Raw genomic sequence first — 22486 nt, forward strand, 5'->3', positions numbered from 1 at the left:
CAAAATGTGCTTAAGAACACAAATCGAAACCTTCGCTGACGCGTGCTGCCTACACCGCTAAGAAAAAACAAACGCAGTTTTCGCATGCGTGCATTTCTGGCTCCAGCGGCAGCCCTGCTTGCCCTGGCCGCCCCGGTTGCCTTCTCCCCACAAGCTTTCGCGCAAAGCAACACGCTCAAGGCTGTGATCTTTGAGGACGCGAAGCCGCTCTATCAGAAAACGGAGACGGGCTACGAAGGATTCGGGGTTGATGTTCTCGAACAGATCAGGATGCAGGCCAATCGCAGCACGGTGACGTACCGGCTGGCGTCGTCAGTCGAAGACGGCGTGGGCGCTGTGATCTCTGGTGAAGCCGACATCGCCTGTGGCGTGGCCTTCAACTGGGACCGCTCCACCAAGGTCACCTACAGCCTTCCCTTCAGCGTCGGCGGCACCCGACTGCTGATGGCTTTCGATACCGCCATCGATGGCACCCCAGAGTCGCTGGTCGGTGAAACCATCGGCGTGGTGAAGGACTCCCAGTCCGCCAAGGTGCTGAGTGGCGTGGTTCCCGGCGCAACGCTGTTGAGCTTTGACACCCCAGAGGAAGCATTAGAAGCGTTCTACTCCGGTGAAGTCTCAATTCTGGGGGGAGGAACCCTCTGGCTCGCCGCCAACAGCCGGATTGATAAAACGGCTCTGCTGCCCTTCCGTCCCTACGGCCGCTCCGGCATCAGCTGCATCGTCAAACAGAACAACGGCAAGCTGCTCTCCTCCACCAACATTGCCCTAGGCCAGATGATGCAGGCCTATATGGACGGTGATGCCGGCACGAGAGAAATGATCAATCGCTGGATTGGTCCTGGCAGCGATGTGGGACTGAGCCAAGAGACGATTCGCTCTCTGTACGGACTGATCCTCAGCATTACCGCAGAACTCAACACCGCAGCGACACCAGGGATCTGACTGTTCCTCGATTGCTTTCGTTCCTCTTTTATCAACAGCCATGAAGCGTTCACTGATTGCCTTCCAAGCACTGCTGGCCTCCAGCGCCGTGCTCTGCCAGACCGTTGAAGCCAGCTCCACCTACAGCACACCTGAGCAGCTGAACGGGCAGGCCAAAGCCAACAGCATCGAAGCCCGGATCGAAGCGGTGCGGAACACCGACTGGAGCAGCCTGCTCCAGGATCCTGAGATCGAAGGCGAGTTGATCGCCAAGAGCAAGTGGAAGAACGGCAAAGGCAAGAAATTCGGCAACAGCTACGGCAAAGGCAAGTGGGGCAACGGCAAGAGCGGCAGCAAGTGGGGTAACAGCCGGCCCACCTGGGGCAACGGTGGTTACAGCGGTGGCTGGCGCAACGGTGGCGGAGGCTGGAAGAACGGCGGCGGCGGATTCGTGAACTGGTGATCGTTTCTTCCAACGTCTCCTCCAACGGCAGGCCCGACCTCAACCGGTTCGGGCCCATCGGCCTCGTGGTTGTGCAGTCGACCTCGCTGTGCAACCTCGATTGTTCCTACTGCTACCTGCCTGATCGACAGAAGAAGCGGGTTTTTGATCTGGACATGCTGCCCCTCTTGGTGAGCCGCATTCTGGAAAGCCCCTATGCCGGTCCGGAATTTTCTCTGGTGTGGCATGCCGGAGAGCCGCTCACCCTGCCGACGAGCTGGTACGACGAAGCCACGACGATCCTGCAGCGCAGCCTGAAGGAACACGGTGCCGAGGAGCTGGAGTTCACCCAGCACGTGCAGACCAACGCCACCCTGATCAACGACGCCTGGTGCGACTGCTTCCGGCGCAACCGCATCGTGGTGGGTATCAGCGTTGATGGACCCGAGGACATTCACGACGCACACCGGCGCTTCCGTAATGGACGTGGATCTCACGCCATGGCGATGAAGGGGATTGAGGCCCTGCATCGCAACGATCTGCCCTTCCACTGCATCTCAGTGGTGACGTCCGATGCCATGGAGCAACCGGAGCGGATGTACCGCTTCTTCCGCGACAACGGCATCAACGATGTGGGCTTCAACGTTGAGGAGCAGGAGGGGATCAACACCAGCTCCTCGATGCAGGGCTCAGCGATGGAGGAGAACTATCGCGACTTCCTGCGGGCCTTCTGGCGCCTCAGTGAGCAGGACGGCTACCCCGTGGTGCTGCGTGAATTCGAGCAGGTGATCAGCCTGATTCAAGGCAACGCTCGGATGACCCAGAACGAGCTGAATCGCCCGTTCTCAATCCTCAGCGTGGATTGGGAGGGAAATTTCTCCACCTTCGACCCTGAGCTGTTGTCGGTGGCCAGCGACCGCTATGGCAGCTTCAACCTCGGCAATCTGAAGGATCTGTCGTTGGTGGAGTCCACCCACACCGAACAGTTCCGTCGGCTGATGGCCGACATGACCAGCGGCGTGGACACCTGCCAAAAAGGCTGTGAGTACTTCGGCCTCTGCGGTGGTGGCAACGGCAGCAACAAATTCTGGGAACACGGCACCCTTGCCTCCAGCGAAACAAACGCCTGTCGATTCGGCACCCAGATCCCTGTTCAAGTCCTGCTTGAGCGCTTTGAAGAAGGTCCGCCTCTTCCACAACCAACTGTCAAACAAGCTGTTTGATTCTTTGATTCGATTGATTCGCACCCGATGAACCGCACCCACTGTCTTCTGCTTGGCGCCACGGTTGGCATCAGCCTGATCGCCCCTGCTCACAGCCTCGCGGCCTGCAAGTTTCTGATGCCGCTCGGCGGTAACGGCAGCGGACCTGAACCCTACATCGTGAAGAAACGGGTTCAACGTCCCAAAGGCCTGATCGGCAACGCGGTGGGCCGCACGAACTGGAACACCGACTTTGTGGTGGATCAGCCTTATCGAAGCTACAAGTTGTTTTTCACAGCGGATTCAACCGATGGGCAGCCTGGCGAGTATCCGATCGAAGCATTCCTGAAGTTTGCCGGAGGGGGATCCATGAAGGTTGTGGATGAAAGGATGAAACCTCCCACCGGCACTGGCGCCCAGTTCGGGCCCTTCAGTCCACCGCAAGGCCAGGGCATCAGCCAGGTGAACTTCAAAATCGGCGCCAACAACGATCCCGGCGGGACCGGGTTCAGCTACCGAATCTCCGTTCAGGGCTGCAACTAGCCCCCAGGCCAAACGATCAAACAAGGGCGGGCCGGCGGTCTTCTACATTGAAGAGGTGTCCGGCGGGCATCTCCTTCGGGGGACAGTTCACAACTGAAACGCGCGTCGGTCCGACGCCCGATCCCCGTCCTCCTTGCCGCATCCTCTCCTGCCAGAGCTTGAGACGCTGTCCACCCAGGTGGCGTCAACCCAGGCTTACGAGCTGTGCGGTATCCAACTGCTCACGCACATGAGCCCAATGACGCTGGAAGTGCAGATCCGACACAGCAGCGGTGCTGATGTGAGCCTGGACGACTGCGCCCAGTTCAGCGGAGTGTTGGGAGCGGCTCTGGAGACTTCAGAGCTCCTGAACGAGGCCTACGTGCTGGAAATCAGCAGTCCAGGGATCGGTGAACAGCTCGCCACAGACAGAGACTTCCAAACCTTCCGTGGGTTTCCTGTGGAGGTCACCCATCGTGATCTCGACGATGCCGAGAATCGTTTTGATGGGTTGCTGCTCGAGCGCGACGACGAAAGTCTGCAGATCAATATCCGCGGACGCATCAAGCGCATCCCTCGCAACCAGGTCATCGGCGTTCGGCTCACAAGTCCCGGCGCTTAAACGCTCGACCCCCCTTTCTCCTCCCTGTCTCCCTTCGATGGCTCTCGTCCTTCTTCCCGGTCTCAGCAATCTGATCGACGACATCAGCGATGAGAAAAAACTGCCGCCGCAGGTGGTGGAGGCGGCCCTGCGCGAAGCGCTGCTGAAGGGCTATGAGCGATACCGACGCACCTTGTACATCGGGATCAGTGAAGACCCCTTTGATGAGGAATACTTCAGCAACTTCGACGTCGGCCTGGATCTCGATGAGGAGGGATACAGGGTTCTGGCCAGCAAGATCATCGTGGATGAGGTCGAAAGCGAAGACCACCAGATCGCCATCGCTGAAGTGATGCAGGTGGCCGAAGACGCCCAGGTGGGAGACACCGTTGTCCTGGATGTCACTCCGGAGAAGGACGACTTCGGACGAATGGCGGCAGCCACCACCAAACAGGTGCTGGCGCAGAAACTGCGTGACCAGCAGCGTCGGATGATCCAGGAGGAATTCGCCGACCTCGAAGATCCCGTCCTGACCGCCAGGGTGATTCGTTTCGAACGCCAGAGCGTGATCATGGCCGTCAGTTCCGGACTGGGTCGACCGGAGGTGGAAGCCGAACTCCCCCGCCGCGACCAGCTGCCCAACGACAACTACCGGGCCAACGCCACCTTCAAGGTGTTCCTCAAGGAGGTGAGTGAAGTCCCCCGGCGCGGACCCCAGCTTTTTGTCAGCCGATCCAATGCCGGTCTTGTGGTTTATCTCTTTGAGAACGAGGTGCCGGAGATCCAGGAAGGATCAGTCCGCATCGTCGCCGTTGCGCGGGAAGCCAACCCACCCTCGCGTTCCGTGGGCCCCCGGACCAAAGTGGCCGTCGACAGCATCGAGCGGGAGGTGGATCCCGTCGGCGCCTGCATCGGAGCTCGCGGCTCACGAATCCAGCAGGTCGTGAATGAGTTGCGCGGCGAGAAAATCGACGTGATCCGCTGGTCACCCGATCCCGGTCAGTACATCGCCAACTCACTGAGTCCAGCCCGGGTCGAGATGGTGCGACTTGTGGATCCCGTTGGTCAGCATGCCCATGTGCTGGTTCCCCCCGATCAACTGAGCCTGGCGATCGGCCGGGAGGGTCAGAACGTACGGCTCGCGGCACGTCTGACCGGCTGGAAAATCGACATCAAGAATTCAACTGAATACGACCAGGCTGCCGAAGACGCCGTCGTGGCTGAACTGATTGCCCAGCGGGAGCAGGAAGAAGCCCTGCAGCAGGAGGCCGAGGAACGCCTGGCTGCCGAACAGGCGGCACGGGCTGAGGAGGATGCCCGCCTGCGCGAGCTGTATCCCCTTCCTGAAGATGACGAGGATTACCTCGAAGAGCAGGAGGCCTATGCCGAACAGCCTGCAGAGGGAGAAGCGTTCGACGCGCCCGCAGGCGACGCTCAGGCGTATGCGGAACAGAGCACAGATGACCAGCCTGTTGAAGCTGAAGAGCAGGAGGTGCAACCTGAGAACGATCCCCATGGAGCCCGGTGAACGATCGACCCATCCTTCGTCGCTGCGTGGCCTGTCGCCAGCTTCTGGACCGCCGCCTGCTCTGGCGGGTGGTCCGCGACCACAGGGATGGGGTTCTCCTTGAGCAGGGCATGGGTCGTTCGGCCTATCTCTGCCCCGAGGAGAGTTGTCTTGAAGACGCTCGTCGACGGAAACGTCTGCAGAAGGCCCTGCGTTGCCAGGTGCCCGAAACGGTCCTCTCGACGATGCAGGAGCGGCTCAGTTCAACGACTGGAGAATCCGCTGAGGCAGACTGAACATTGGCCTTGCTTTGCGTAGGGCCACCGCGGCACTTCGTGCCCGGCACGACCGGAGACCCCACCTGAATGACCAGCAGCGGCAAAGTCAGAATTTACGAGCTGTCCAAGGACCTAGGCCTTGAGAACAAGGACGTGCTGGATGCTGCCGACAAGCTGTCGATCGCGGCCAAAAGCCACAGCAGTTCCATCAGTGATGACGAGGCCGGTCGGATCCGCAACCTGCTGAAGAACGGGTCCTCCAAGACAGCCAACGCGGCTGGCGCGCAAGCCTCAGCCCCCGCCAAGCCCCCTGCAGGCAAGGCCATCCTGTCTGTGAAGAAGGCGGCAGCTCCAACGCCGGCCTCCAACCCCCCTGCAGCCCCTGCTTCTCCGGTCAAGCCAACGGCGGCAAAACTTACGGCAGCCAAACCGACTGCGGCAAAACCGACTGCGGCAAAACCAGCCGCAGCGAAACCCATCATCAGCCAGGCGCCGCCGGCCCGCCCAACGCCCGCCAGGCCAGCGGCTGAGAAACCAGCAGCACCCACACGTCCCATCTCACCAGGCACGCCGGTCAAATCACCCCCACCGAGACCTGCGGTGGCAGCGTCGAAACCGTCGGCACCACCAGCACGCCCAAGCACCCCAGCAGCCGCTGCCAAGCCAGCACCGGCGAGACCCGCTCCTGCCAGACCAACGCCTCGACCTGCATCAGCCGGTCGACCACAAGGAGCGCCAGCACGCCCTCAAAATCCGCAGATTGTTTCCAGACCCGGCCAGGGCAATGCTCAGCGGCCAGGCGCTCCAACGCGAAGCGGCTCGGCACCGAAACCAGGGGCTCCCTCCAAAGCCGGGACTCCAGCCCGCCCGGCACCTCGCCCTGAGCTTGTCGGGAAGCCCCAACCTCGGCGTCCAGAAGCCGGTGGCATGCCCTCACGACCAGGGGCACCCTCTCGACCCGGGACCGGTGTTCCAGGACGTCCTGGTGCTCCGGTTCGTCCTGGCCCAGGGGGGCGCCAGGGAGGTATGGCTCGACCAGGGGCTCCACAACGGCAAGGCCGACCAACCTCCCCAGGCGGTCGTCCAGGGACCCCCGGTCGGCCTGGTGGCAACACCCTGGAACTCGTCGGCAAACCCATCCGCCGCGATGGCAGCACCGCGGGAGGCGGTGCACGCCCGGGAGGATCCAGACCGGGTGCACCCACCCGCCCTGGTGCGCCATCCAGACCAGGTATGCCCAGCGGGATGCGCAAGCCCGTGGCACCTGGAGAGCTCATGCAACTCCAGAAGCCGGTGGGGCGTCCCACCGCACCGCCTCCCAGACGTCCTGAGCCCGGCAGCAAGACCGGGTCGGGAGCGGAGGCGGCACCTCCGGTTTCTCGACCGACCGCACCGTCAGCCCCGCGTCGACCCTATGGAGCTCGACCAGGCGCCCCAGGACAACGACGTCCTGGCCGCCCCGACTGGGACGACAGCGCCAAGCTCGAAGCGCTGCGCAGTCGTTCGCCCCAGAAGCAGCGCCAGAAAGTACACATCATTGGCGAGAACGACGATGCGCTGACGGCCGAAACCGGTGGCTTTGCTGGAGAACAGCAGGCCATGGTGCTCTCCGCCAGCCTGGCTCGACCAGCCAAACCGAAATCCCAGCAGAGAAGTGCGCCGAAGCCGGTGGCGGCGATTCGCAAACGCAAGAAGGAAACCACCCGACAACGTCAGAGGCGGCGGGCCATGGAATTGCGTGCGGCCAGGGAAGCCAAGCAGGTCAGGCCGGAAATGCTGGTGGTGCCGGAGGACAACCTCACGGTGCAGGAGCTGGCGGACATGCTCAGCGTCGAGAGCTCCGAGATCATCAAATCCCTCTTCTTCAAGGGAATCATCGCCACGGTCACCCAGACCCTGGACATGAACACAATCGAGACGGTGGCCGAGGAATTCGGCGTGCCGGTTCTCCAGGACGACGTCGAGGAGGCTGCGAAGAAGACGGTGGAGATGATCGAGGAAAAAGACCTCGAACATCTGATTCGCCGTCCACCTGTAGTCACGGTGATGGGTCACGTCGACCACGGCAAAACCAGCCTGCTCGATGCCATCCGCAAGGCGCGGGTTGCCGCCGGCGAAGCCGGTGGGATCACCCAGCACATCGGTGCGTACCAGGTGGAGATCGAGCACAACCAGGAGCAACGCAAGCTCACCTTCCTGGACACACCAGGCCACGCGGCCTTCACCGCCATGCGCGCACGGGGAACCAAAGTCACCGACGTGGCGGTTCTGGTGGTGGCCGCCGACGATGGCGTGCGTCCCCAGACACTCGAGGCGATCAGCCACGCCCGCGCTGCGGAGGTGCCGATCGTTGTGGCGATCAACAAGATCGACAAGGAAGGTTCCTCTCCCGATCGCGTCAAACAGGAGCTCTCCGAACAGAACCTCCTGGCGGAAGACTGGGGTGGAGAAGTGGTGATGGTGCCGGTCAGCGCCATCAAGGGCGAAAACATCGACAAGCTCCTGGAGATGATCCTGCTGGTCACCGAGGTGGAAGACCTGCAGGCCAATCCGGATCGTCTGGCTCGCGGCACCGTAATCGAAGCGCACCTCGACAAGGCCAAAGGCCCGGTCGCCACGCTGCTGGTGCAGAACGGCACCCTTAAAACCGGTGACGTGGTGGCCGCCGGACCGGTGCTGGGCAAGGTGCGCGCCATGGTTGACGACAATGGCAAACGCATGAAGTCAGCCGGGCCGTCCTACGCCGTCGAGGCGCTGGGCTTCAGTGAAGTTCCAACGGCTGGAGACGAGTTCGAGGTCTATCCAGATGAGAAATCGGCTCGCTCGGTGGTTGGCGATCGAGCCTCCGATGCACGGGCCACCCGCCTGGCCCAGCAGATGGCCTCACGACGGGTCTCGCTGACTGCAATGTCGGGTCAGGCCAGCGAAGGCGAGCTCAAGGAGCTGAATCTGATCCTCAAGGCCGACGTTCAGGGTTCCGTCGAGGCGATCCTTGGCTCGCTGGAACAGCTGCCCAAAGACGAGGTTCAGGTGCGCGTTCTCCTTTCCGCTCCTGGCGAGATCACGGAAACGGATGTGGATCTAGCGGCCGCATCCGGAGCTGTGATCGTTGGCTTCAACACCTCCATGGCATCGGGCGCCCGCAAGGCTGCTGATGCCACCGGCGTGGATGTGCGCGATTACGACGTGATCTACAAACTGCTGGAGGACATCCAGATGGCCATGGAGGGTCTGCTGGAACCTGAGTTGGTGGAGGAAGCCCTTGGCGAAGCCGAGGTGCGCGCCGTGTTCACCATCGGCAAGAGTGCAGTGGCTGGTTGCTACATCACCAATGGCAAGCTGCAGCGCAACTGCCGAGTGCGTGTCCGACGCGGCAAGGAGGTGGTCTTTGAAGGAGATCTCGACTCCTTGCGCCGCAACAAGGATGACGTCAAGGAAGTGGCCAGTGGCTTCGAATGCGGCATTGGCTGCGATCGGTTTGCCAACTGGGAAGACGGCGACATCATCGAAGGCTTCAAGATGGTGACCCAGCGCCGCAAACTCACCACCTGACGCTGCGAGACGCCGTGAACTCCCGCCGCGAGCCATCGCTCTGGCTTCAATGTCTCGCAATCGGAGCGGTTCCCTTGGAACTGCTCCTGATCAGATTGGTCTTGTCTGGCGCAGACCCAGGCCCTGTGCCGGCGGTCGAGCGTTTGCTGATCTGGAGTGTCGGAAGCCTGGCCACGGCCGTGGCGTTATGGAAACGTCCGGCGGACTGGGGCTCCCTGCTGCTGGTGCGGGTCCCAACAGCAACCCGAAGCCTCGAACAGCAAAGCCTCAGCGGCCTGCAGGGAACACTCAGTCGCTTCGCTGCGCTGCTGGCTGCCGCATTGCTGCTTCCAGTGCTGTGGTGGCTGGACAACTCCGCTGGGTTGATTCAGGAGTTTTCACCGCTTCAGGGGCAGTCGCGCCTGGTGACCCTGTTGCTGAGTGCCCCGCTGCTTGCCCTGACGGTCTGGCAACTGCAGCAGCTGATCCAGGCTGTTGTCTGGCTGGCCCAGGGCGAACTGAAACAGAATGAAGAGTCTCTTGATCAACAGTCACTGTTGCTCGAACGCACCAGCCTTGGATTGCAGCTGCTCAGATTCGAGCCGCTGGTATGGCCTGAACCCACACCGGAATTAACGCAGAAACCAGACCCTGGATCAACCCCGGACGCCGACCCTGCAGTCGCAGCCGAGCCTGAACAGAACGGGGACGCTGACCTGGATTCTGAACCTGAAGGTTTGGTTGAGGCTGAGGTTGCAGCCGTTGCAGAGGCAGAACCAGTGCAAGAGACGACCGACGAGCCCGGACCTGAGCCACACCCCACAGCGGAACCAACGCAGGATCCAGACCCTGGATCAACCCCGGACGCCGACCCTGCAGTCGCAGCCGAGGCTGAACAGAACGGGGACGCTGACCTGGATTCTGAACCTGAAGGTTTGGTTGAGGCTGAGGTTGCAGCCGTTGCAGAGGCAGAACCAGTGCAAGAGACGACCGACGAGCCCGGACCTGAGCCACACCCCACAGCGGAACCAACGCAGGATCCAGACCCTGGATCAACCCCGGACGCCGACCCTGCAGTCGCAGCCGAGGCTGAACAGAGTTCAGAACCTGAACCTGAACCTGAACCTGAAACGGAATCCGAACCTGGAGCCAACGCCGAAGACGCGATCGAACCCGAATCAGGTGGTGGAGCGTTGGCGGTCGAACCAGAGCAAAGCAGCGAAGAGGATGAGAGCCCCGACCTGAATCCCAAGGTCCCCGACCGCGACAGTTCCACCAGCGGACGCCCGGAAGGCCATCGTGAAGAGTCCCAGGCCAGCGGAAGCGAACAGAGCGAACCAAAGGGCACGACGGAGACCTCGCCAGGGGGTCTGTGATTCCTGAATCAACCGACGCCGCAGCTCAGGATCCAAATTGCTCTCTCGCTTTTGCGGATCAGCCAAGTGGGACCAAATCTTTGCTCCCAAATGATAAATTGATTGTGTTGCCGATGTAGCTCAGCTGGTAGAGCAACGCTTTCGTAAAGCGTGGGTCGCCTGTTCAAGTCAGGTCATCGGCTTTAACGACTGATGCGTCATGAGTAAGGACGAGTTCGCATCAACGAAATACCCAGTCCACCATCTCGACAGTGACAATGGTGAGTCCGGATGGGACTGATTGATGGTGTTTACGCCATCGCCATGACATTGATTGCCATTGAATTACCTGAACTGATTATTTCTCTCGCTAGCCTTAGGGAAAAGAATATTGGCGCCGAACTGATCTCGATTCTGATTGGATATGAATTCATTGCCTACACGATCACTTTTCTGACGCTCTATGAGCTTTGGGCAGTCCAAAAAGCATTCTCAAAATCGGCGGTCTTAAACAGAAGATTTAGAGCCTTCTGAACAGCTTGATTCTTCACTCACATCACTGGGTGCAGGCAACATCATATTATTTGAAATGAAAAGACGAAGGCTGTGACGTCACAGATCAATCCGAAAAGCACTGGAATTGAACTCCTTCACGACTGGGTCAGTAATCACGATGCCCTTGGACTGGCGCCATGCTGATGCTGGCCTTGATGTTTTTCCTGATGAGCCTGTTGTGTTGCAACTGTGACAGCCATGACGAATCCCAGGATTTGCATCTTTAAACAAGACAGCTTCAGATCCGAAGTTTGTATTTTCTGGGATCGTCCCTGTTTTGGATCCCGGTTGCCTTTGGCAGACCGGTCCCCTTTCCTCCCGCACTTCTCGTAATTCTCTTCCTGTTCCTGAGCTTCAAACAGGATGCGATCGATTCCTTCCTGAGACACTGGCGATCTCACACCTGAGTGCACAGAATTGGTCTTTCTCGGTCTGTGCACACCCCCTTGTCTGCCTCAAAGTCGTCGCGCATACAACAAGACTCTGCTGGCAGGTCGTGACCATCGATGCCTCTGCCTGCTGGTTGTCGAGATCACACCGAATGACTCATGACATGGCCATACCAATGGACTGCGACGGATGTTGATCAACCAGCAGAGATCAACCAACAGTCATCTTGCCAACACATGTGTTTCCTCAATGTGAGGAGAGCAGCCATCCCAACATCGCTCGGGTCAACGTCTGCGACTCAACAACCACAGTCAAACAATCGCCAACACATCACCACGCCTAGAGATCCACTCTTCAATCATTTCCAAACAACAGTCTCCACATCAATCACCGATCAACAGCCATGGCCAGATGAACGCAGGGTTCAGCTCGGAGACGCACGTCACCTGATGAACGTCATCGGCTCCTCGTCGCAGATGAATACGATTCGAAAAGATCATGGGAAAGCCATGCAGGGCGATCTGGATGGATGCCGCCTTTGCCACTGCCGGCAACAGCCGTCATGGGATTGATGAGGGGACTGCTCGCCAACAACCTGCTGCGCTACGGATCGGCAGGCAGCGGCCTGCTGCTCTGCCTGTTCCTCGTCGCACATCTTGCAGGACTGGTTCCGGCTCTGATCGCACCGGCCTTCTTTGAGGCCTACGCCAGCTCCTTGCACCACGCGAGCTGGCTGCCGCTGCTGGAGATCGGTCTTGTCGCGACGGCCATCCTCCACATCACAACAACCATTTCCAAAGCCATCGGCAATCGCCAGGCCGGCAACGGTGCTCTCCTGGTGAGCCGCCGAGACCAGCCATTGGCGGCACTGGCCGCGCGCAGCAAAGTTGCCGGTGGAATCATCACACTCGCTTTCCTGATGATTCATCTGCAGCAGTTGCGCTGGCCTCGCCCGGTGGACGGCAGCGAACGAGCCGCGCTTGCGGGGGTGCTTCACAACCCTATGAATGCCGCTCTGTACTGCGCAGCAGCGATCACCATCACCCTGCATCTCCACCACGGCAATGAAGCCGCCCACAGAAACCTCGGTTGGCTCACACCAATGAACAGCAACGTGATCCGCGGCGGCGGACGATGGCTGGCCGTCGGTCTTGGCAGCGGTTTTCTGCTGATCAACCTCGCCCTGATGTTGGCTGCCGTGCCATGAGCGGATGTCCCGATCCACGCCTGCCTGGCGGTCCGACTGCCGGTGCCTGGCAAAGATGCAAAGAAGGCTTTCCCCTGATCAGCCCGGTGCGGAAAGGCCAGATCGACCTGCTTGTGGTGGGCACCGGACTGGCGGGTGCCTCAGCAGCAGCGACCCTGGCGCAGCAGGGCTATCGCGTCACCGTGCTGACTTATCACGACAGCCCCCGACGTGCCCATTCTGTCGCTGCCCAGGGCGGTATCAATGCCGCTCGACCCGTGGCTGTCGATGGCGACAGCATCCATCGGCTCTTCGCTGACACGCTGCGAGGTGGCGATTTCCGGGCGCGGGAAGCCGGTTGCCGGCGGCTGGCAGAAATCAGCAGCGGCATCATCGACCAATGCGTCGCCCAGGGAGTGCCCTTCGCCCGGGAATACGGCGGCAGCCTGGCGACCCGCAGCTTCGGAGGAGCCCTTGTGAGTCGCACCTTCTACGCCCGGGGACAGACCGGTCAGCAGTTGCTCTACGGGGCTTATCAGGCCCTGATGCGACAGGTGGAGCTTGGACGGGTGACGCTGCTCCCCCGCCACGATCTGCTGGAGCTGATCACGGTGGATGGCGTCGCGCGCGGGGTGGTGACCCGACAGACCCACACCGGAGAACTCGAGGTCCACACGGCCCGTGCCGTGCTGTTGTGCACTGGTGGGTACAGCAACGTCTACTTCCTGTCGACGAATGCGCTGAAATCCAACGCCAGTGCCATCTGGAGAGCCCATCGCAAAGGGGCGTTGTTCGCCAATCCCTGCTTCACGCAGATTCATCCCACCTGCATTCCAAGCGGCGATGCCTACCAGAGCAAGCTGACGCTGATGAGCGAAAGCCTGCGTAACGACGGACGCATCTGGCTGCCGAAGCAAGCTGGCGACAATCGAACCGCCCACGAGATTCCGGAACAGGAGCGGGATTATTTTCTGGAACGGATGTATCCCACCTACGGCAACATGACACCGCGGGATGTGGCTTCAAGACGGGCACGGGAGCTCTGCAACGCAGGCCACGGCGTTGGTCCAGGCGGGCGTTCGGTGTACCTCGATCTCACAGATGCGATCAAGACAGAAGGACGCGACGCCATCGCAGCGCGCTACGGCAACTTGATGACGATGTACGAGCGAATCAGTGGCGACGATCCCTATCGCACGCCGATGCGCATCTATCCAGCACCTCACTACACGATGGGGGGGCTGTGGGTGGACTATCAGCTGATGAGTTCGATCCCTGGCTTGTTCGTCCTCGGTGAAGCCAACTACTCCGAACACGGCGCCAACCGGCTTGGAGCCAGTGCCCTGATGCAGGGCCTGGCGGATGGTTACTTCATCGCTCCGGCAACGGTGACGGCCTGGCTGGCCGGAACACCCGGCTCAGATCTGACCAGCGATCATCCCGCTTGCCGAGAGGCCCTCAACAGTGCACGGGCCCGCATTGGCCAGTTGCTCGATAACGGGGGCCACAGGCCGGTGGATGTCTTTCACCGCGAGCTAGGTGCCCTCATGATCGACCGCTGCGGGATCAGTCGCCACGCCGAAGGATTGCGGGACGGTCTCCAGCGCGTGGCCCAGCTGGAGGCTCAGTTCCAGAACGAGGTGCGCGTCCCTGGCGGACCGGAAGGTCCCAATCCGGAACTGGAGAAAGCCCTGCGGGTGAACGATTTCTTCGGACTGGCACAGCTGATGCTGCGTGATGCGCTTGCCCGGGAGGAATCCTGCGGTGCGCATTTCCGTGAAGAGCATCAGAGCGCCGAAGGGGAAGCACAACGCGATGACGTGAACTTCGCCCACATCGCCGCCTGGGAATTCAACGACTACGGAGACCCCATCCGTCATCAGGAACCTCTGCAATTCACGGATCTGCAACCCACCACCAGGAGTTACCGATGAAACTCACCCTCCGGATCTGGAGACAGCAGGACAGGAAGCAGTCGGGTGCCTACGAAGAGCACGTGCTGGAGAGCGTCTCTCCTGAGCTCTCGCTGCTGGAAGCCCTCGATCAGCTCAACGAACAACTGATCAGCGATGGGCAACGACCCGTGAGTTTTGAACACGACTGCCGCGAGGGCATCTGCGGAAGCTGCGGCTTTCTGGTGAACGGTCAGGCCCATGGGCCGAGGACCGCCACCTCCGTCTGCCAGCTCTACCTGCGCTCGTTTGGGGATGGCGAGGTGCTGACGCTGGAGCCTTGGCGTGCCACAGCCTTCCCGCTGATTCAGGATCTGATGGTGGATCGGTCCAGCCTCGATCGACTGATCGCCGCAGGGGGTTACTGCTCAACAGGCACGGGCCAGGCACCGGATGGAAATGCCTTACCCATTGGACGGGATCAGGCCACCCGCGCCTTCGACACCGCCACCTGTATCGGTTGCGGCGCCTGCGTTGCCAGCTGTCGCAATGCCTCCGCCAGCCTGTTCGTGGCCGCCAAGCTGGCCCATCTCGGCCAACTGCCGCAAGGTCAGCCCGAGCGAGGCAAGCGGTCCCGGGCGATGCAGGAACGCATGCAGCAGGAAGGATTCGGCAGTTGCAGCAGCAACCTCGAGTGTGAGGCGGTTTGTCCCCAGGAGATCTCAGCGGATTGGATCAGCTGGATGAATCGAGAAAGCAGGCGCTAAAGCCAGACAGTGACTGACATGTGTCTAGGTTTGGCTCATAGTGATAAAGACACCACATAAAGACACCTATAAAGACACCACTCGGCAGGTGGTGAGAACCGTACGCATAAATACTCACCGGACTCGTTAGACCAGTCTCATGAGAAAACGGTGCCCCGGTCCGGTCAGCCGGGGTTTTTCTTGTCGGCAAGTCTCAAAAAAGTGTCTATCAGCCGAAAAAGATGGACAGCACACCACCCGTGGTGTCAAAGGTTGCTGCAATGAGAAGGTTTGGCACTAGGCTGTGTCTCCAATCAAACGGGTCTCACCTTCAGACCTGTCAAGCCCATGACCACGAACAACGCCGGACAGCCGGAAACAATCGTCACCACTCCAGTAACAAACGAAGATCTGTGGAATGAGATCAAGGCTCTACGACGAGAGAACACAAGGCTGAGTGATCTCGTCGCGGAGACTGTCAACACAGTTATCTACACAGCGGTCAAGAGAAAAGAGAACCTGATCCAGTACGGAAGAACCAAGGACTGGGACCGCCGGCGAAAGGAGCACGAAAGAAAAGGTTGGGAGATCATCGCCTTCCAACGCGATTCAGAAAAGGCTGAGGATCGTTTTAAAGCCGTGCTCCGCAGCCGGGGATTGGTTCCGATTGGAGGCAAAGGTTTCGACGAGGTTCACTATTTGAACGATGCGTTCCTCTCTTGTGCACGTGAGTTTCAGTGGCCGCTAGGGGAATTCACGAAGGCTCTGTCCTATAGGAAAAGCAGTCCGTACTCCAGCTCCAGCAATGGACCGTTCCAAGTTGGGCCACAAGCAAAGCAAGGGAAGCTTTGGAGGTGATACGGCCTAAGCGCCACACCTCTTACAGCAAGCCAGCAGCCTGCATCTGTTGAAACGCCTGGAACTTTCTGAACTGAGGGAAGGTTGCGATGTCTTCCTCTGTCAGGTCGCCAGCTGGAGAGGCTGGAGCTGTCTCCTCTGGAGCATCAGCCGACAAAGCATGAAGCCATGTTCAAAGCAGTGAGGGTTGGACTGCCTGGGTGATTCGTTATGACTCAGAACTGCATACCGAGAGGGATGACACGCTCTCCTTTCCGCAGTCGTCTCTCGATCTCTTTTGTCTTCTCACTGTTGAAGCCACGCCTGATGCGTTCAGTCAGCCGCTCACCAGTGAGGCTGCCAATCGTCTCGTCAACTGCCATGGCTGCTTGAACCTTCGGACCTCGAAGCCTTGCCGTGATCTTCTTGGCCGCAAGTCTCTTGAGATCTCCTAGCAGTGACTTGGGATCGAACTTGACCTGCCCTCCTCATCTGTTGTAATGGCAGTTATATGAGAATCTGCTATGGGAAGACGCGTCGAGTCCAAGCAACTACTCGCAAGACGTCAAACAGAGGCTGCCGTCTTCTCAAGACTTGTACAGCTCATCTACTTCAGACAAAGCTTTGCAGCTGAGTATCTGTCAACCATCGGACTTGGGATCACCGACGTGCAGGCGTTTTGTTTGTCGTTCGACGAAGGATTTCAGTAGCAATTTTGTTACCTTCTAATTCAGTCGTAATGATCGGAGCCGTAGGCCTCCTGTTTTTTCTCTGTTTTACTTTAGGGCGACATGATGATTTACCTGTTGGTTTTCGTGTCGTGTTGCCTTTGATGCCTTTGTTGAGCCTTCATTCAATGGTTGTGTCTTGTTCTCTTCACTTGTTCTTCCTACGTGGTGCCATGGTGTTTATAGAAAGTAAGGTTTATGAGTGAGTGGACGTAACACACTGCATAACTATATACAGTGCTAGGTGTTAGTCAGTACACCATATGTAGCGGTGAAAAACTACACAGATGACTGTGAAATAGATTAGTACATTTGTACTGTTATGTTCTCCCTGCCGTTGAGTACGAACCAACCGCCGGCCCGCTAAAAGATTCAGTGTTGACGACTAGTTTAAGAGACTAACGCGTGTTCTGGCAGCAACCTGGCAGCGATAGACCCCCCCCGAGGGGGTAAAGCGTCCCTGCTACTACGATAATAGGCTTCACAAAATTATGTCATTTTTTATGAGGTCATGCTTAGGAATTATTCCAGCGCTTGGTGCACTCCTCCTTTCAACAGCACCTGCGATTCTGTTTGCTACACCTGACAAATCAGCAGATGATTAAAGAAACAAAGGCTTCTACTAAGGCTATGTCTATGGAATAGGGAATACCTTGTGCGGATTGGCAGCCGACAAACTAATCACAAAAGAATATGCCCAAAAGCTATTTGCAGAAATACCTGATATGGTTAAGAAAGATCCACATGCCAAAGACTATGCTTCCAGTATAGACATCGCCTATATGGACATAATCCAAGATGTAGCTTGTAAAGAGGTTTTTCAATGAAACTCTTCCCACTCATCGGTGCACTCTTTCTTTCAACAGCATCAGTCTATGCAGGCAGTCCTTTCGATGACGGAGATCCTTACGACAACTACACGCCTTATGAAATTTGTAAGGCCTACATGAATGGTGATCCTGATATCAAAGATGATCTGCCGACTGAAGACTTCAGCCAATGCTCTGCGTATCGTTGGTGAGTGTCGTTACAAAACAATATCAGACATCAGGTGGTGTCCGTACAAAGCCGAATGATCCTAAAGACATCCCACCTCTTATTTCCAACCAGCAAAGGATGATGCATAAAAGCGAGTAAGATAATTCTTTGGATGAACGTATATGCATTGCATCAACTATTACTTTCCGTAGAGGCGGCTGAGCTGTCTCTTTTTTTCGGCTAAATATAATTCTTCAGGGGAATGTACAGGCCAGCGGTTAAAACGCAGGCAGCGAACATACATAGACCACCAACATTTCATGTCTCGATGTTAGCCAAAGAAAATAAAACTTCAAAATTAAGTATTAACTATTTTAATTATAGGATTATAAATCCGAAACCTTATCGTAGACTTCTGGCGTGGCTTTAATTTCCCTCGATATGACAGAAAACGAAAGGCCAATAAGTATTCACTCTGGTATTAATACTGTATCAATCACATGAATAATGCCATTCGTACTTTCAATATCGGTTGCTGTAACAGTGGCGTTATTGATAAAAACTTTACCGTCTAATATTTTGATCGAGACCGTTTGACCATTTAATGTTTCAGCACTTGACAACTTAATAACATCAGCAGCTTTAACATCACCTGCCACGACGTGATATGTAAGAATATCGATAAGTTTTTGCTTATTAGCAGGCATTAATAACATTTCGACCGTGCCAGCAGGAAGCATTGCAAAAGCCTCATCGGTTGGAGCAAAGACGGTGAAAGGTCCTTCACTCTTTAAAGTTTCAACAAGCCCAGCCGCGCTAAGCGCAGCAGCCAATGTTTCGAAGTTGCCTGCTGAAATAGCAGTTTCAACTACGTCCTTGGAGGGCATAGTGTGATCTTTGTCGCCCATGTGACCACCCGAGTAAGCACTCGTAGAGGTCAGAAGACTCAATGACAAAGCAGCAATTCCAAGACGAAACCAAGTGTTGAAGAATGACATTTTGAGCTAGTAGGTACATTGAACTTAACAACATGCTCGTACTAAGCGTGGGCTTTCGGCTTAGGTGAAAATACTTATGCTATATCAGTTTGCAATGTCCATCAGGGAACGTTTTGTTGGGCTCCATAACAAGCGTTAATACTTGCCTGATGATTTGACTAAATGTGAAGATTAAGTCTGCTACAGAGCCTTCTAGCTACATCTCAGACGCTATACATAGACATCTCTTCTTCTAACTGTGAAAGATATAGATGATGATAGTAAACTTGAGAGTGAATTTGTAAAGAATGACCCATAAGCTTCGAAGCTGCAGCTAGCTTCATGCCTTTACTGATGGTTATCAGAGCATAAGCATGTCTTAGGTCATAAGCATTGAACTTAATAACACCGCATGCACTGAAAGCGTGTGTAATGGCTCTTCCATAGTTCTTATTTCCTGGCTTTAAGGCTGTCTCTTTGCCATTCCAGTAGCTGACCTCCATGAGTGGAGGTAGCTTCATGCCAGGTCTGATATTCATGACGGTCACCCAGTCAACAGGAAGAGGGAAGACAACACGTTCACCTGTCTTAAAAAGAACCCCTCACAGCAGCCTGACCACATAGGTAGTCAAACTCTTTCACGCTGATCTCTTTAGACAAAGCAGCTATATGCCTTTCGGCACGTTCTTGATCTTTCTTTTTCATGAGTAAACCTATTATTATTTGTTCTATCCCGTTCAGCAGTTCTTACACTTCATATAGCAAACAGCTAAAACGTCACAGGATCTTGTCGTACACGTAGTCCCAAACCTTCGTTGCCTCTCTAATCAACACTTCATCAGGAAACTGCCCATACTGCTGAGCAACACGGGAAGTATCTTTACTGTGATAACCAGTCTGAGCAGTGATCACGGCAGTGTCACACCCTGCAAGCCTGGAAAGAGTAAGGAAGGTGTGGCGTATGGAGTGAAGGGAAGCAGTAGGGTCATCTGTGATGTTTTCCCTCAGTTGTAGACCAACATCTCTGATACAAGTACCAACCTTTTTAGGACTGTCATAAAGCACAAACTCATCAGGTACAGCGACATTCCTGACTGAGGATGAGTAGTACTTAGGTCTCCAGTTGATCTTCTTCTTCTCATCCTCTCTAAGGATACCATCCTTCAGATCTTCTGGATCACGTGAGAAGTATTCACCAGCTCTAAGGCCTGTCATCAACAGACTAAAGATGTACGGAAAAACCTTGTGGATAAGACGAATCTCTTCATGTGTATAGGACCTTCTCTTACGTTCTACTGGTGCTGTTGCTTTGTAGATAACAAGGTCAAAGGGTGAGTGAATCTCTATCTTCCCTTCTGCTATGCAGCTCTTGTAGATAGCTCTTAGGTATCTGAACCTTTGAGCAACAGTGACGGGATCATACTCCTCTTCATGGTCCGCTATCCACTGGCGGATGATTGCGGGTGTTGTCTTGAGTGGTGTGGAGTAAGGACTAAAGAACTTGATGGCTTGTCTTTACTTGTACAGGGAGCTGTCAGAGAAGCTCATGGCCCTGTTTCTGTTGGAGACCTTGACGTGTGTCTCTAGTGCTTCGTCCCAGGTCAGCAGTGGTTTACCGGATTCAAAGGCCTCATAGATGTCTTGGTGTACTGGGTCATCTGGGTTAAAGGTCCCAAGCATCCCCTCAGCTAGTTCCAAGGGTGTAAGTGGGTGAGGCTTCCCAGAAGTCGGACCAAGGATGTTTTTGGTCAGCTCTATCTCACGATTGTTCTCAACACGTGTCCTGAGGCTGCCGCCACCTAGCAGGGCTACTAGCTCATCCTCTAGCTCTCGGATGGTATTCCCATACCTTCTGAGGGCTTCGGAGTGGTTGTGGGTCTTGAGGGACCTGATCAGACGTTCCTTACAAACCCTTGCCCTTAGGTCTTTTGGGACATGAAGGACAGCGCAGTAAGGACCGCCAGGTTTGAGCTGTCTTGGCCCTGCTCTACGCCTCCCCATGACCGATAAAGACACCTTTAAAAGACACCTTATCTAGGTCAAACCCAATTCACTACTGGGCTTTTAGGTTTTTGTAACGCATCAGCTGGATGCATCGCGAACGATCATGACAGGGTTAGGCCCCTCGCCTGAACCAGATCGAGATGACAACTCCAGATGTGCTAGTTATCGCCATTCATCGATGAATGGTCCTGATTAACGGCCCAAGCCCAATCTGAGACTGCAGGCAGCGTCCTGCCATCGCCATCGTTTCGATATCAGCCATGATTTTTTCCGAGCTGCACAACTTTCTGTTCCTGAAAGGGCGCAAAGTTGCCAGCACAAGTTTTGAAGTGGCCTTATCCAAAATCTGTGGTGCCGCTGACGTGATCACTCCGATCACTCCAGTTGATGAACGACATCGCATTGATCTCGGCTATCGACACGCTCAGAATTTCGGAGCCGATCCCGACAGACTCAAGGCCTACATTGAAGCTGTCAAACATGCAAAAGCCGACCAGTTCGAGCACATCAAAAAGCCCAAAGGAACTGTCAATGACCATTGCACTTTCGAGGAAGCCTGGGATTTTTTTGGTGAACGCTTACGTGGCATAAGGGTCATCGCCATTGCTCGAAATCCCTACCAGACAATTCTTTCTCGCCTGAACCACATGGCGCGCTTTGAGGACTACAAGAAAAGCGGTCAAGCCATTCGCGCCTCAAAAGAGCAATTACGAGAAGAATTGAACCTGTTCATCAAGAAGTTAAACAAGGATTCCTATCCGAAAAACATCAGTCACTACACACCCCCCAGCCATGCATCGATCCCACTGGAGGTGACCTACCTTAAATTTGAACATCTTCAAACCGAACTCAACCAGTTCCTGGCAAGTCTGAACATCTCAGAAGACGTTTCTCTACCCCACCTCAAGAAAGGTCAGAATCTTCCAGACGAGGCCATTCTCGATGTTGCTGATGCGGATCAACTACAGATGATCAACGATTACTTCGACGACGAATTCAAGGCTTTTGGCTATCAAAAACTGAAGGCCCTGCCCCTTTAACCCGCTGTGGATCCAGCTCATCAGGTTTGCGTGGTCATGGCCCGGGCATGGTCTAAAGGCCTGCACAACCACGACCAGTGGTGGCCACTGCAGCAATTGCTTTCTCTCCTCGTCCATCACCGAGTTGTTGCATGATCAGATCTGCCTGCAGCCCCAGCAGCAGGGTCTGACAGGGAAAGGCATTCCGCGCTGTTGCCCGCTGAGCCAGGGATTCCGCCTGCAGGATCGCTGTCTGGCAGGCGGCGTTCTGGCCCGCTTGCAAACAGCGCATGGCATTCGAGCGCAGACCCGACCAACTCGACGCCTGAACGGGCGCTGCCCATGAGCCTGTGAACAAAAAAACGATCAGGACTGTGACGGGGCTGCTGCGCATGCACTCAGCGGGCAATTTGCTGAGATGATGACTGAATTCCGCTCGAACTCCGTGTACACCGACTGGACTGCGATTGCTCTGCTGCTCTTCACGGCTGTGCCTTTGCTCGCAGTGGTGGGTACGGCCACATTTTTCGTGCTGCAGAACAAGGAGAAGGCTCCCCTCGGCTGAACTCAGCGGGCAGGACGGGTCACAACGCTGAGGCGCGACTGCTCAGGATCTGCGGAGGCGTTCAAGAGAATGGGAGCTGGCTCCAGAGCCGATGTCAGCTGCCCTGTCCCGAGGCAGACGAGGCATGTGCGAAAGCGCTGTCCTGAAACGCGTTGGATCCCGCTGCCTCCACAGGTGGAGCACGTGTGCATATCAACTCAATTCGTGTTCCAAACAGTGTGAGCGGAATCTCGGCCCTCGATCCCGA

26 protein-coding genes, 1 tRNA gene and 1 pseudogene are annotated in these 22486 nt (G+C 56.6%); 19 read left to right on the top strand and 9 right to left on the bottom strand.

Going from position 1 to position 22486, the window contains the following annotated elements; genetic code table 11:
• The first annotated feature begins 84 nt into the window (after positions 1 to 84).
• The 9 genes and pseudogenes from grrP to KR100_RS16815 form a co-directional block, all read left to right on the top strand.
• Positions 85 to 945: an extracellular substrate binding-like orphan protein GrrP gene (gene grrP / locus KR100_RS11745; RefSeq protein WP_038546199.1), complete on the top strand. Its 861-nt coding sequence runs from the start codon at positions 85 to 87 to the stop codon at positions 943 to 945.
• A 40-nt stretch (positions 946 to 985) separates the two neighbouring features.
• The gene (gene grrA, locus KR100_RS11750) at positions 986 to 1387 is read left to right on the top strand and encodes a GrrA/OscA1 family cyclophane-containing rSAM-modified RiPP (RefSeq protein WP_038546202.1); all 402 of its coding nucleotides are present in this window, start codon (positions 986 to 988) and stop codon (positions 1385 to 1387) included.
• A complete protein-coding gene (gene grrM, locus KR100_RS11755; protein WP_051847531.1) occupies positions 1381 to 2589 on the top strand; it encodes a cyclophane-forming radical SAM/SPASM peptide maturase GrrM/OscB in 1209 nt (402 codons plus the stop codon). The genes grrA and grrM overlap by 7 nt, the downstream gene beginning before the upstream one ends.
• A 27-nt stretch (positions 2590 to 2616) precedes the next feature.
• Positions 2617 to 3111 (top strand): hypothetical protein, encoded by a 495-nt coding sequence (locus tag KR100_RS11760; protein WP_038546204.1) that lies wholly within the window; start codon positions 2617 to 2619, stop codon positions 3109 to 3111.
• A gap of 133 nt (positions 3112 to 3244) precedes the next feature.
• Positions 3245 to 3712, top strand: a complete 468-nt coding sequence (gene rimP, locus KR100_RS11765; RefSeq protein ID WP_038546207.1) for a ribosome maturation factor RimP — start codon at positions 3245 to 3247, stop codon at positions 3710 to 3712.
• A gap of 37 nt (positions 3713 to 3749) precedes the next feature.
• Positions 3750 to 5219 carry a transcription termination factor NusA gene (gene nusA, locus KR100_RS11770; RefSeq protein ID WP_038546210.1) on the top strand — a complete coding sequence of 490 codons (1470 nt, stop codon included), beginning with the start codon at positions 3750 to 3752 and terminating at the stop codon, positions 5217 to 5219.
• A complete protein-coding gene (locus KR100_RS11775) occupies positions 5216 to 5494 on the top strand; it encodes a YlxR family protein (protein WP_038546212.1) in 279 nt (92 codons plus the stop codon). The genes nusA and KR100_RS11775 overlap by 4 nt, the downstream gene beginning before the upstream one ends.
• A gap of 69 nt (positions 5495 to 5563) precedes the next feature.
• On the top strand, positions 5564 to 9028 hold the full coding sequence (infB, locus tag KR100_RS11780; RefSeq protein WP_038546216.1) for a translation initiation factor IF-2: 3465 nt from the start codon (positions 5564 to 5566) through the stop codon (positions 9026 to 9028).
• A pseudogene (locus tag KR100_RS16815) lies at positions 8932 to 9600 on the top strand (low-complexity tail membrane protein); the annotation flags it as partial. The gene infB and the pseudogene KR100_RS16815, both read left to right, overlap by 97 nt.
• 585 nt (positions 9601 to 10185) lie before the next feature.
• Here KR100_RS16815 and KR100_RS15125 read toward each other — a convergent pair.
• Positions 10186 to 10473, bottom strand: a complete 288-nt coding sequence (locus tag KR100_RS15125; RefSeq protein ID WP_369793798.1) for a DUF3493 domain-containing protein — start codon at positions 10471 to 10473, stop codon at positions 10186 to 10188.
• A gap of 19 nt (positions 10474 to 10492) precedes the next feature.
• Here KR100_RS15125 and KR100_RS11790 point away from each other — a divergent pair.
• Positions 10493 to 10565, top strand: a tRNA-Thr gene (locus KR100_RS11790).
• Positions 10566 to 10653: 88 nt separating this feature from the next.
• The gene (locus KR100_RS11795; RefSeq protein WP_038546223.1) at positions 10654 to 10896 is read left to right on the top strand and encodes a TMEM175 family protein; all 243 of its coding nucleotides are present in this window, start codon (positions 10654 to 10656) and stop codon (positions 10894 to 10896) included.
• Between the two features lie 134 nt (positions 10897 to 11030).
• On the opposite strand, the gene KR100_RS16130 is transcribed toward KR100_RS11795, so the two are convergent.
• Positions 11031 to 11306 carry a hypothetical protein gene (locus KR100_RS16130; RefSeq protein ID WP_156098087.1) on the bottom strand — a complete coding sequence of 92 codons (276 nt, stop codon included), beginning with the start codon at positions 11304 to 11306 and terminating at the stop codon, positions 11031 to 11033.
• A 530-nt stretch (positions 11307 to 11836) separates the two neighbouring features.
• Here KR100_RS16130 and KR100_RS11800 point away from each other — a divergent pair.
• From KR100_RS11800 to KR100_RS11815, 4 genes are all read left to right on the top strand, one after another.
• On the top strand, positions 11837 to 12514 hold the full coding sequence (locus tag KR100_RS11800; RefSeq protein ID WP_239420331.1) for a succinate dehydrogenase cytochrome b subunit: 678 nt from the start codon (positions 11837 to 11839) through the stop codon (positions 12512 to 12514).
• Entirely contained in the window at positions 12511 to 14427 is a 1917-nt protein-coding gene (locus KR100_RS11805) for a fumarate reductase/succinate dehydrogenase flavoprotein subunit (protein ID WP_038546226.1), read from the top strand. Before KR100_RS11800 ends, KR100_RS11805 begins: the two co-directional genes overlap by 4 nt.
• Positions 14424 to 15152 (top strand): succinate dehydrogenase/fumarate reductase iron-sulfur subunit, encoded by a 729-nt coding sequence (locus KR100_RS11810; protein WP_038546229.1) that lies wholly within the window; start codon positions 14424 to 14426, stop codon positions 15150 to 15152. The genes KR100_RS11805 and KR100_RS11810 overlap by 4 nt, the downstream gene beginning before the upstream one ends.
• 327 nt (positions 15153 to 15479) lie before the next feature.
• Positions 15480 to 15989 (top strand): hypothetical protein, encoded by a 510-nt coding sequence (locus KR100_RS11815; protein WP_038546233.1) that lies wholly within the window; start codon positions 15480 to 15482, stop codon positions 15987 to 15989.
• 215 nt (positions 15990 to 16204) lie between these two features.
• Here KR100_RS11815 and KR100_RS16405 read toward each other — a convergent pair whose 3' ends face one another.
• Positions 16205 to 16351, bottom strand: a complete 147-nt coding sequence (locus tag KR100_RS16405) for a hypothetical protein (RefSeq protein ID WP_162176534.1) — start codon at positions 16349 to 16351, stop codon at positions 16205 to 16207.
• Between the two features lie 1007 nt (positions 16352 to 17358).
• Here KR100_RS16405 and KR100_RS16410 point away from each other — a divergent pair.
• Together KR100_RS16410 and KR100_RS16135 are read left to right on the top strand one after the other, a co-directional pair.
• Positions 17359 to 17523 (top strand): hypothetical protein, encoded by a 165-nt coding sequence (locus KR100_RS16410; RefSeq protein WP_162176535.1) that lies wholly within the window; start codon positions 17359 to 17361, stop codon positions 17521 to 17523.
• Positions 17520 to 17717, top strand: coding sequence for a hypothetical protein (locus KR100_RS16135; RefSeq protein ID WP_156098088.1), 198 nt, complete (start codon positions 17520 to 17522; stop codon positions 17715 to 17717). The genes KR100_RS16410 and KR100_RS16135 overlap by 4 nt, the downstream gene beginning before the upstream one ends.
• Positions 17718 to 18144: 427 nt before the next feature.
• On the opposite strand, the gene KR100_RS11830 is transcribed toward KR100_RS16135, so the two are convergent.
• The 4 genes from KR100_RS11830 to KR100_RS11845 all read right to left on the bottom strand — a co-directional run bounded on the left by KR100_RS11830 (position 18145) and on the right by KR100_RS11845 (position 20667).
• Complete coding sequence (locus tag KR100_RS11830; protein WP_038546242.1) at positions 18145 to 18672, bottom strand: fasciclin domain-containing protein; 528 nt, start codon at positions 18670 to 18672, stop codon at positions 18145 to 18147.
• A 203-nt stretch (positions 18673 to 18875) separates the two neighbouring features.
• Positions 18876 to 19154: a hypothetical protein gene (locus KR100_RS11835; protein ID WP_162176536.1), complete on the bottom strand. Its 279-nt coding sequence runs from the start codon at positions 19152 to 19154 to the stop codon at positions 18876 to 18878.
• A 274-nt stretch (positions 19155 to 19428) separates the two neighbouring features.
• The gene (locus KR100_RS11840) at positions 19429 to 19869 is read right to left on the bottom strand and encodes a hypothetical protein (RefSeq protein ID WP_156098090.1); all 441 of its coding nucleotides are present in this window, start codon (positions 19867 to 19869) and stop codon (positions 19429 to 19431) included.
• Positions 19870 to 20166: 297 nt separating this feature from the next.
• Positions 20167 to 20667 (bottom strand): DUF6538 domain-containing protein, encoded by a 501-nt coding sequence (locus tag KR100_RS11845; protein ID WP_038546251.1) that lies wholly within the window; start codon positions 20665 to 20667, stop codon positions 20167 to 20169.
• A 248-nt stretch (positions 20668 to 20915) separates the two neighbouring features.
• Here KR100_RS11845 and KR100_RS11850 point away from each other — a divergent pair, with 248 nt between their 5' ends.
• A complete protein-coding gene (locus KR100_RS11850) occupies positions 20916 to 21695 on the top strand; it encodes a sulfotransferase family 2 domain-containing protein (protein WP_038546254.1) in 780 nt (259 codons plus the stop codon).
• Between the two features lie 52 nt (positions 21696 to 21747).
• Here the strand turns inward: KR100_RS11850 and KR100_RS11855 are convergent, their stop codons facing one another.
• Entirely contained in the window at positions 21748 to 22068 is a 321-nt protein-coding gene (locus tag KR100_RS11855) for a hypothetical protein (RefSeq protein ID WP_071839915.1), read from the bottom strand.
• Between the two features lie 27 nt (positions 22069 to 22095).
• Here KR100_RS11855 and KR100_RS16140 point away from each other — a divergent pair, with 27 nt between their 5' ends.
• The gene (locus tag KR100_RS16140) at positions 22096 to 22239 is read left to right on the top strand and encodes a hypothetical protein (protein ID WP_162176440.1); all 144 of its coding nucleotides are present in this window, start codon (positions 22096 to 22098) and stop codon (positions 22237 to 22239) included.
• Positions 22240 to 22241: 2 nt separating this feature from the next.
• Here the strand turns inward: KR100_RS16140 and KR100_RS11860 are convergent, their stop codons facing one another.
• Positions 22242 to 22430 carry a hypothetical protein gene (locus tag KR100_RS11860; protein WP_038546257.1) on the bottom strand — a complete coding sequence of 63 codons (189 nt, stop codon included), beginning with the start codon at positions 22428 to 22430 and terminating at the stop codon, positions 22242 to 22244.
• Positions 22431 to 22486: the final 56 nt, after the last annotated feature.

It is taken from the genome of Synechococcus sp. KORDI-100 (assembly GCF_000737535.1).
Lineage (GTDB): Bacteria > Cyanobacteriota > Cyanobacteriia > PCC-6307 > Cyanobiaceae > Parasynechococcus.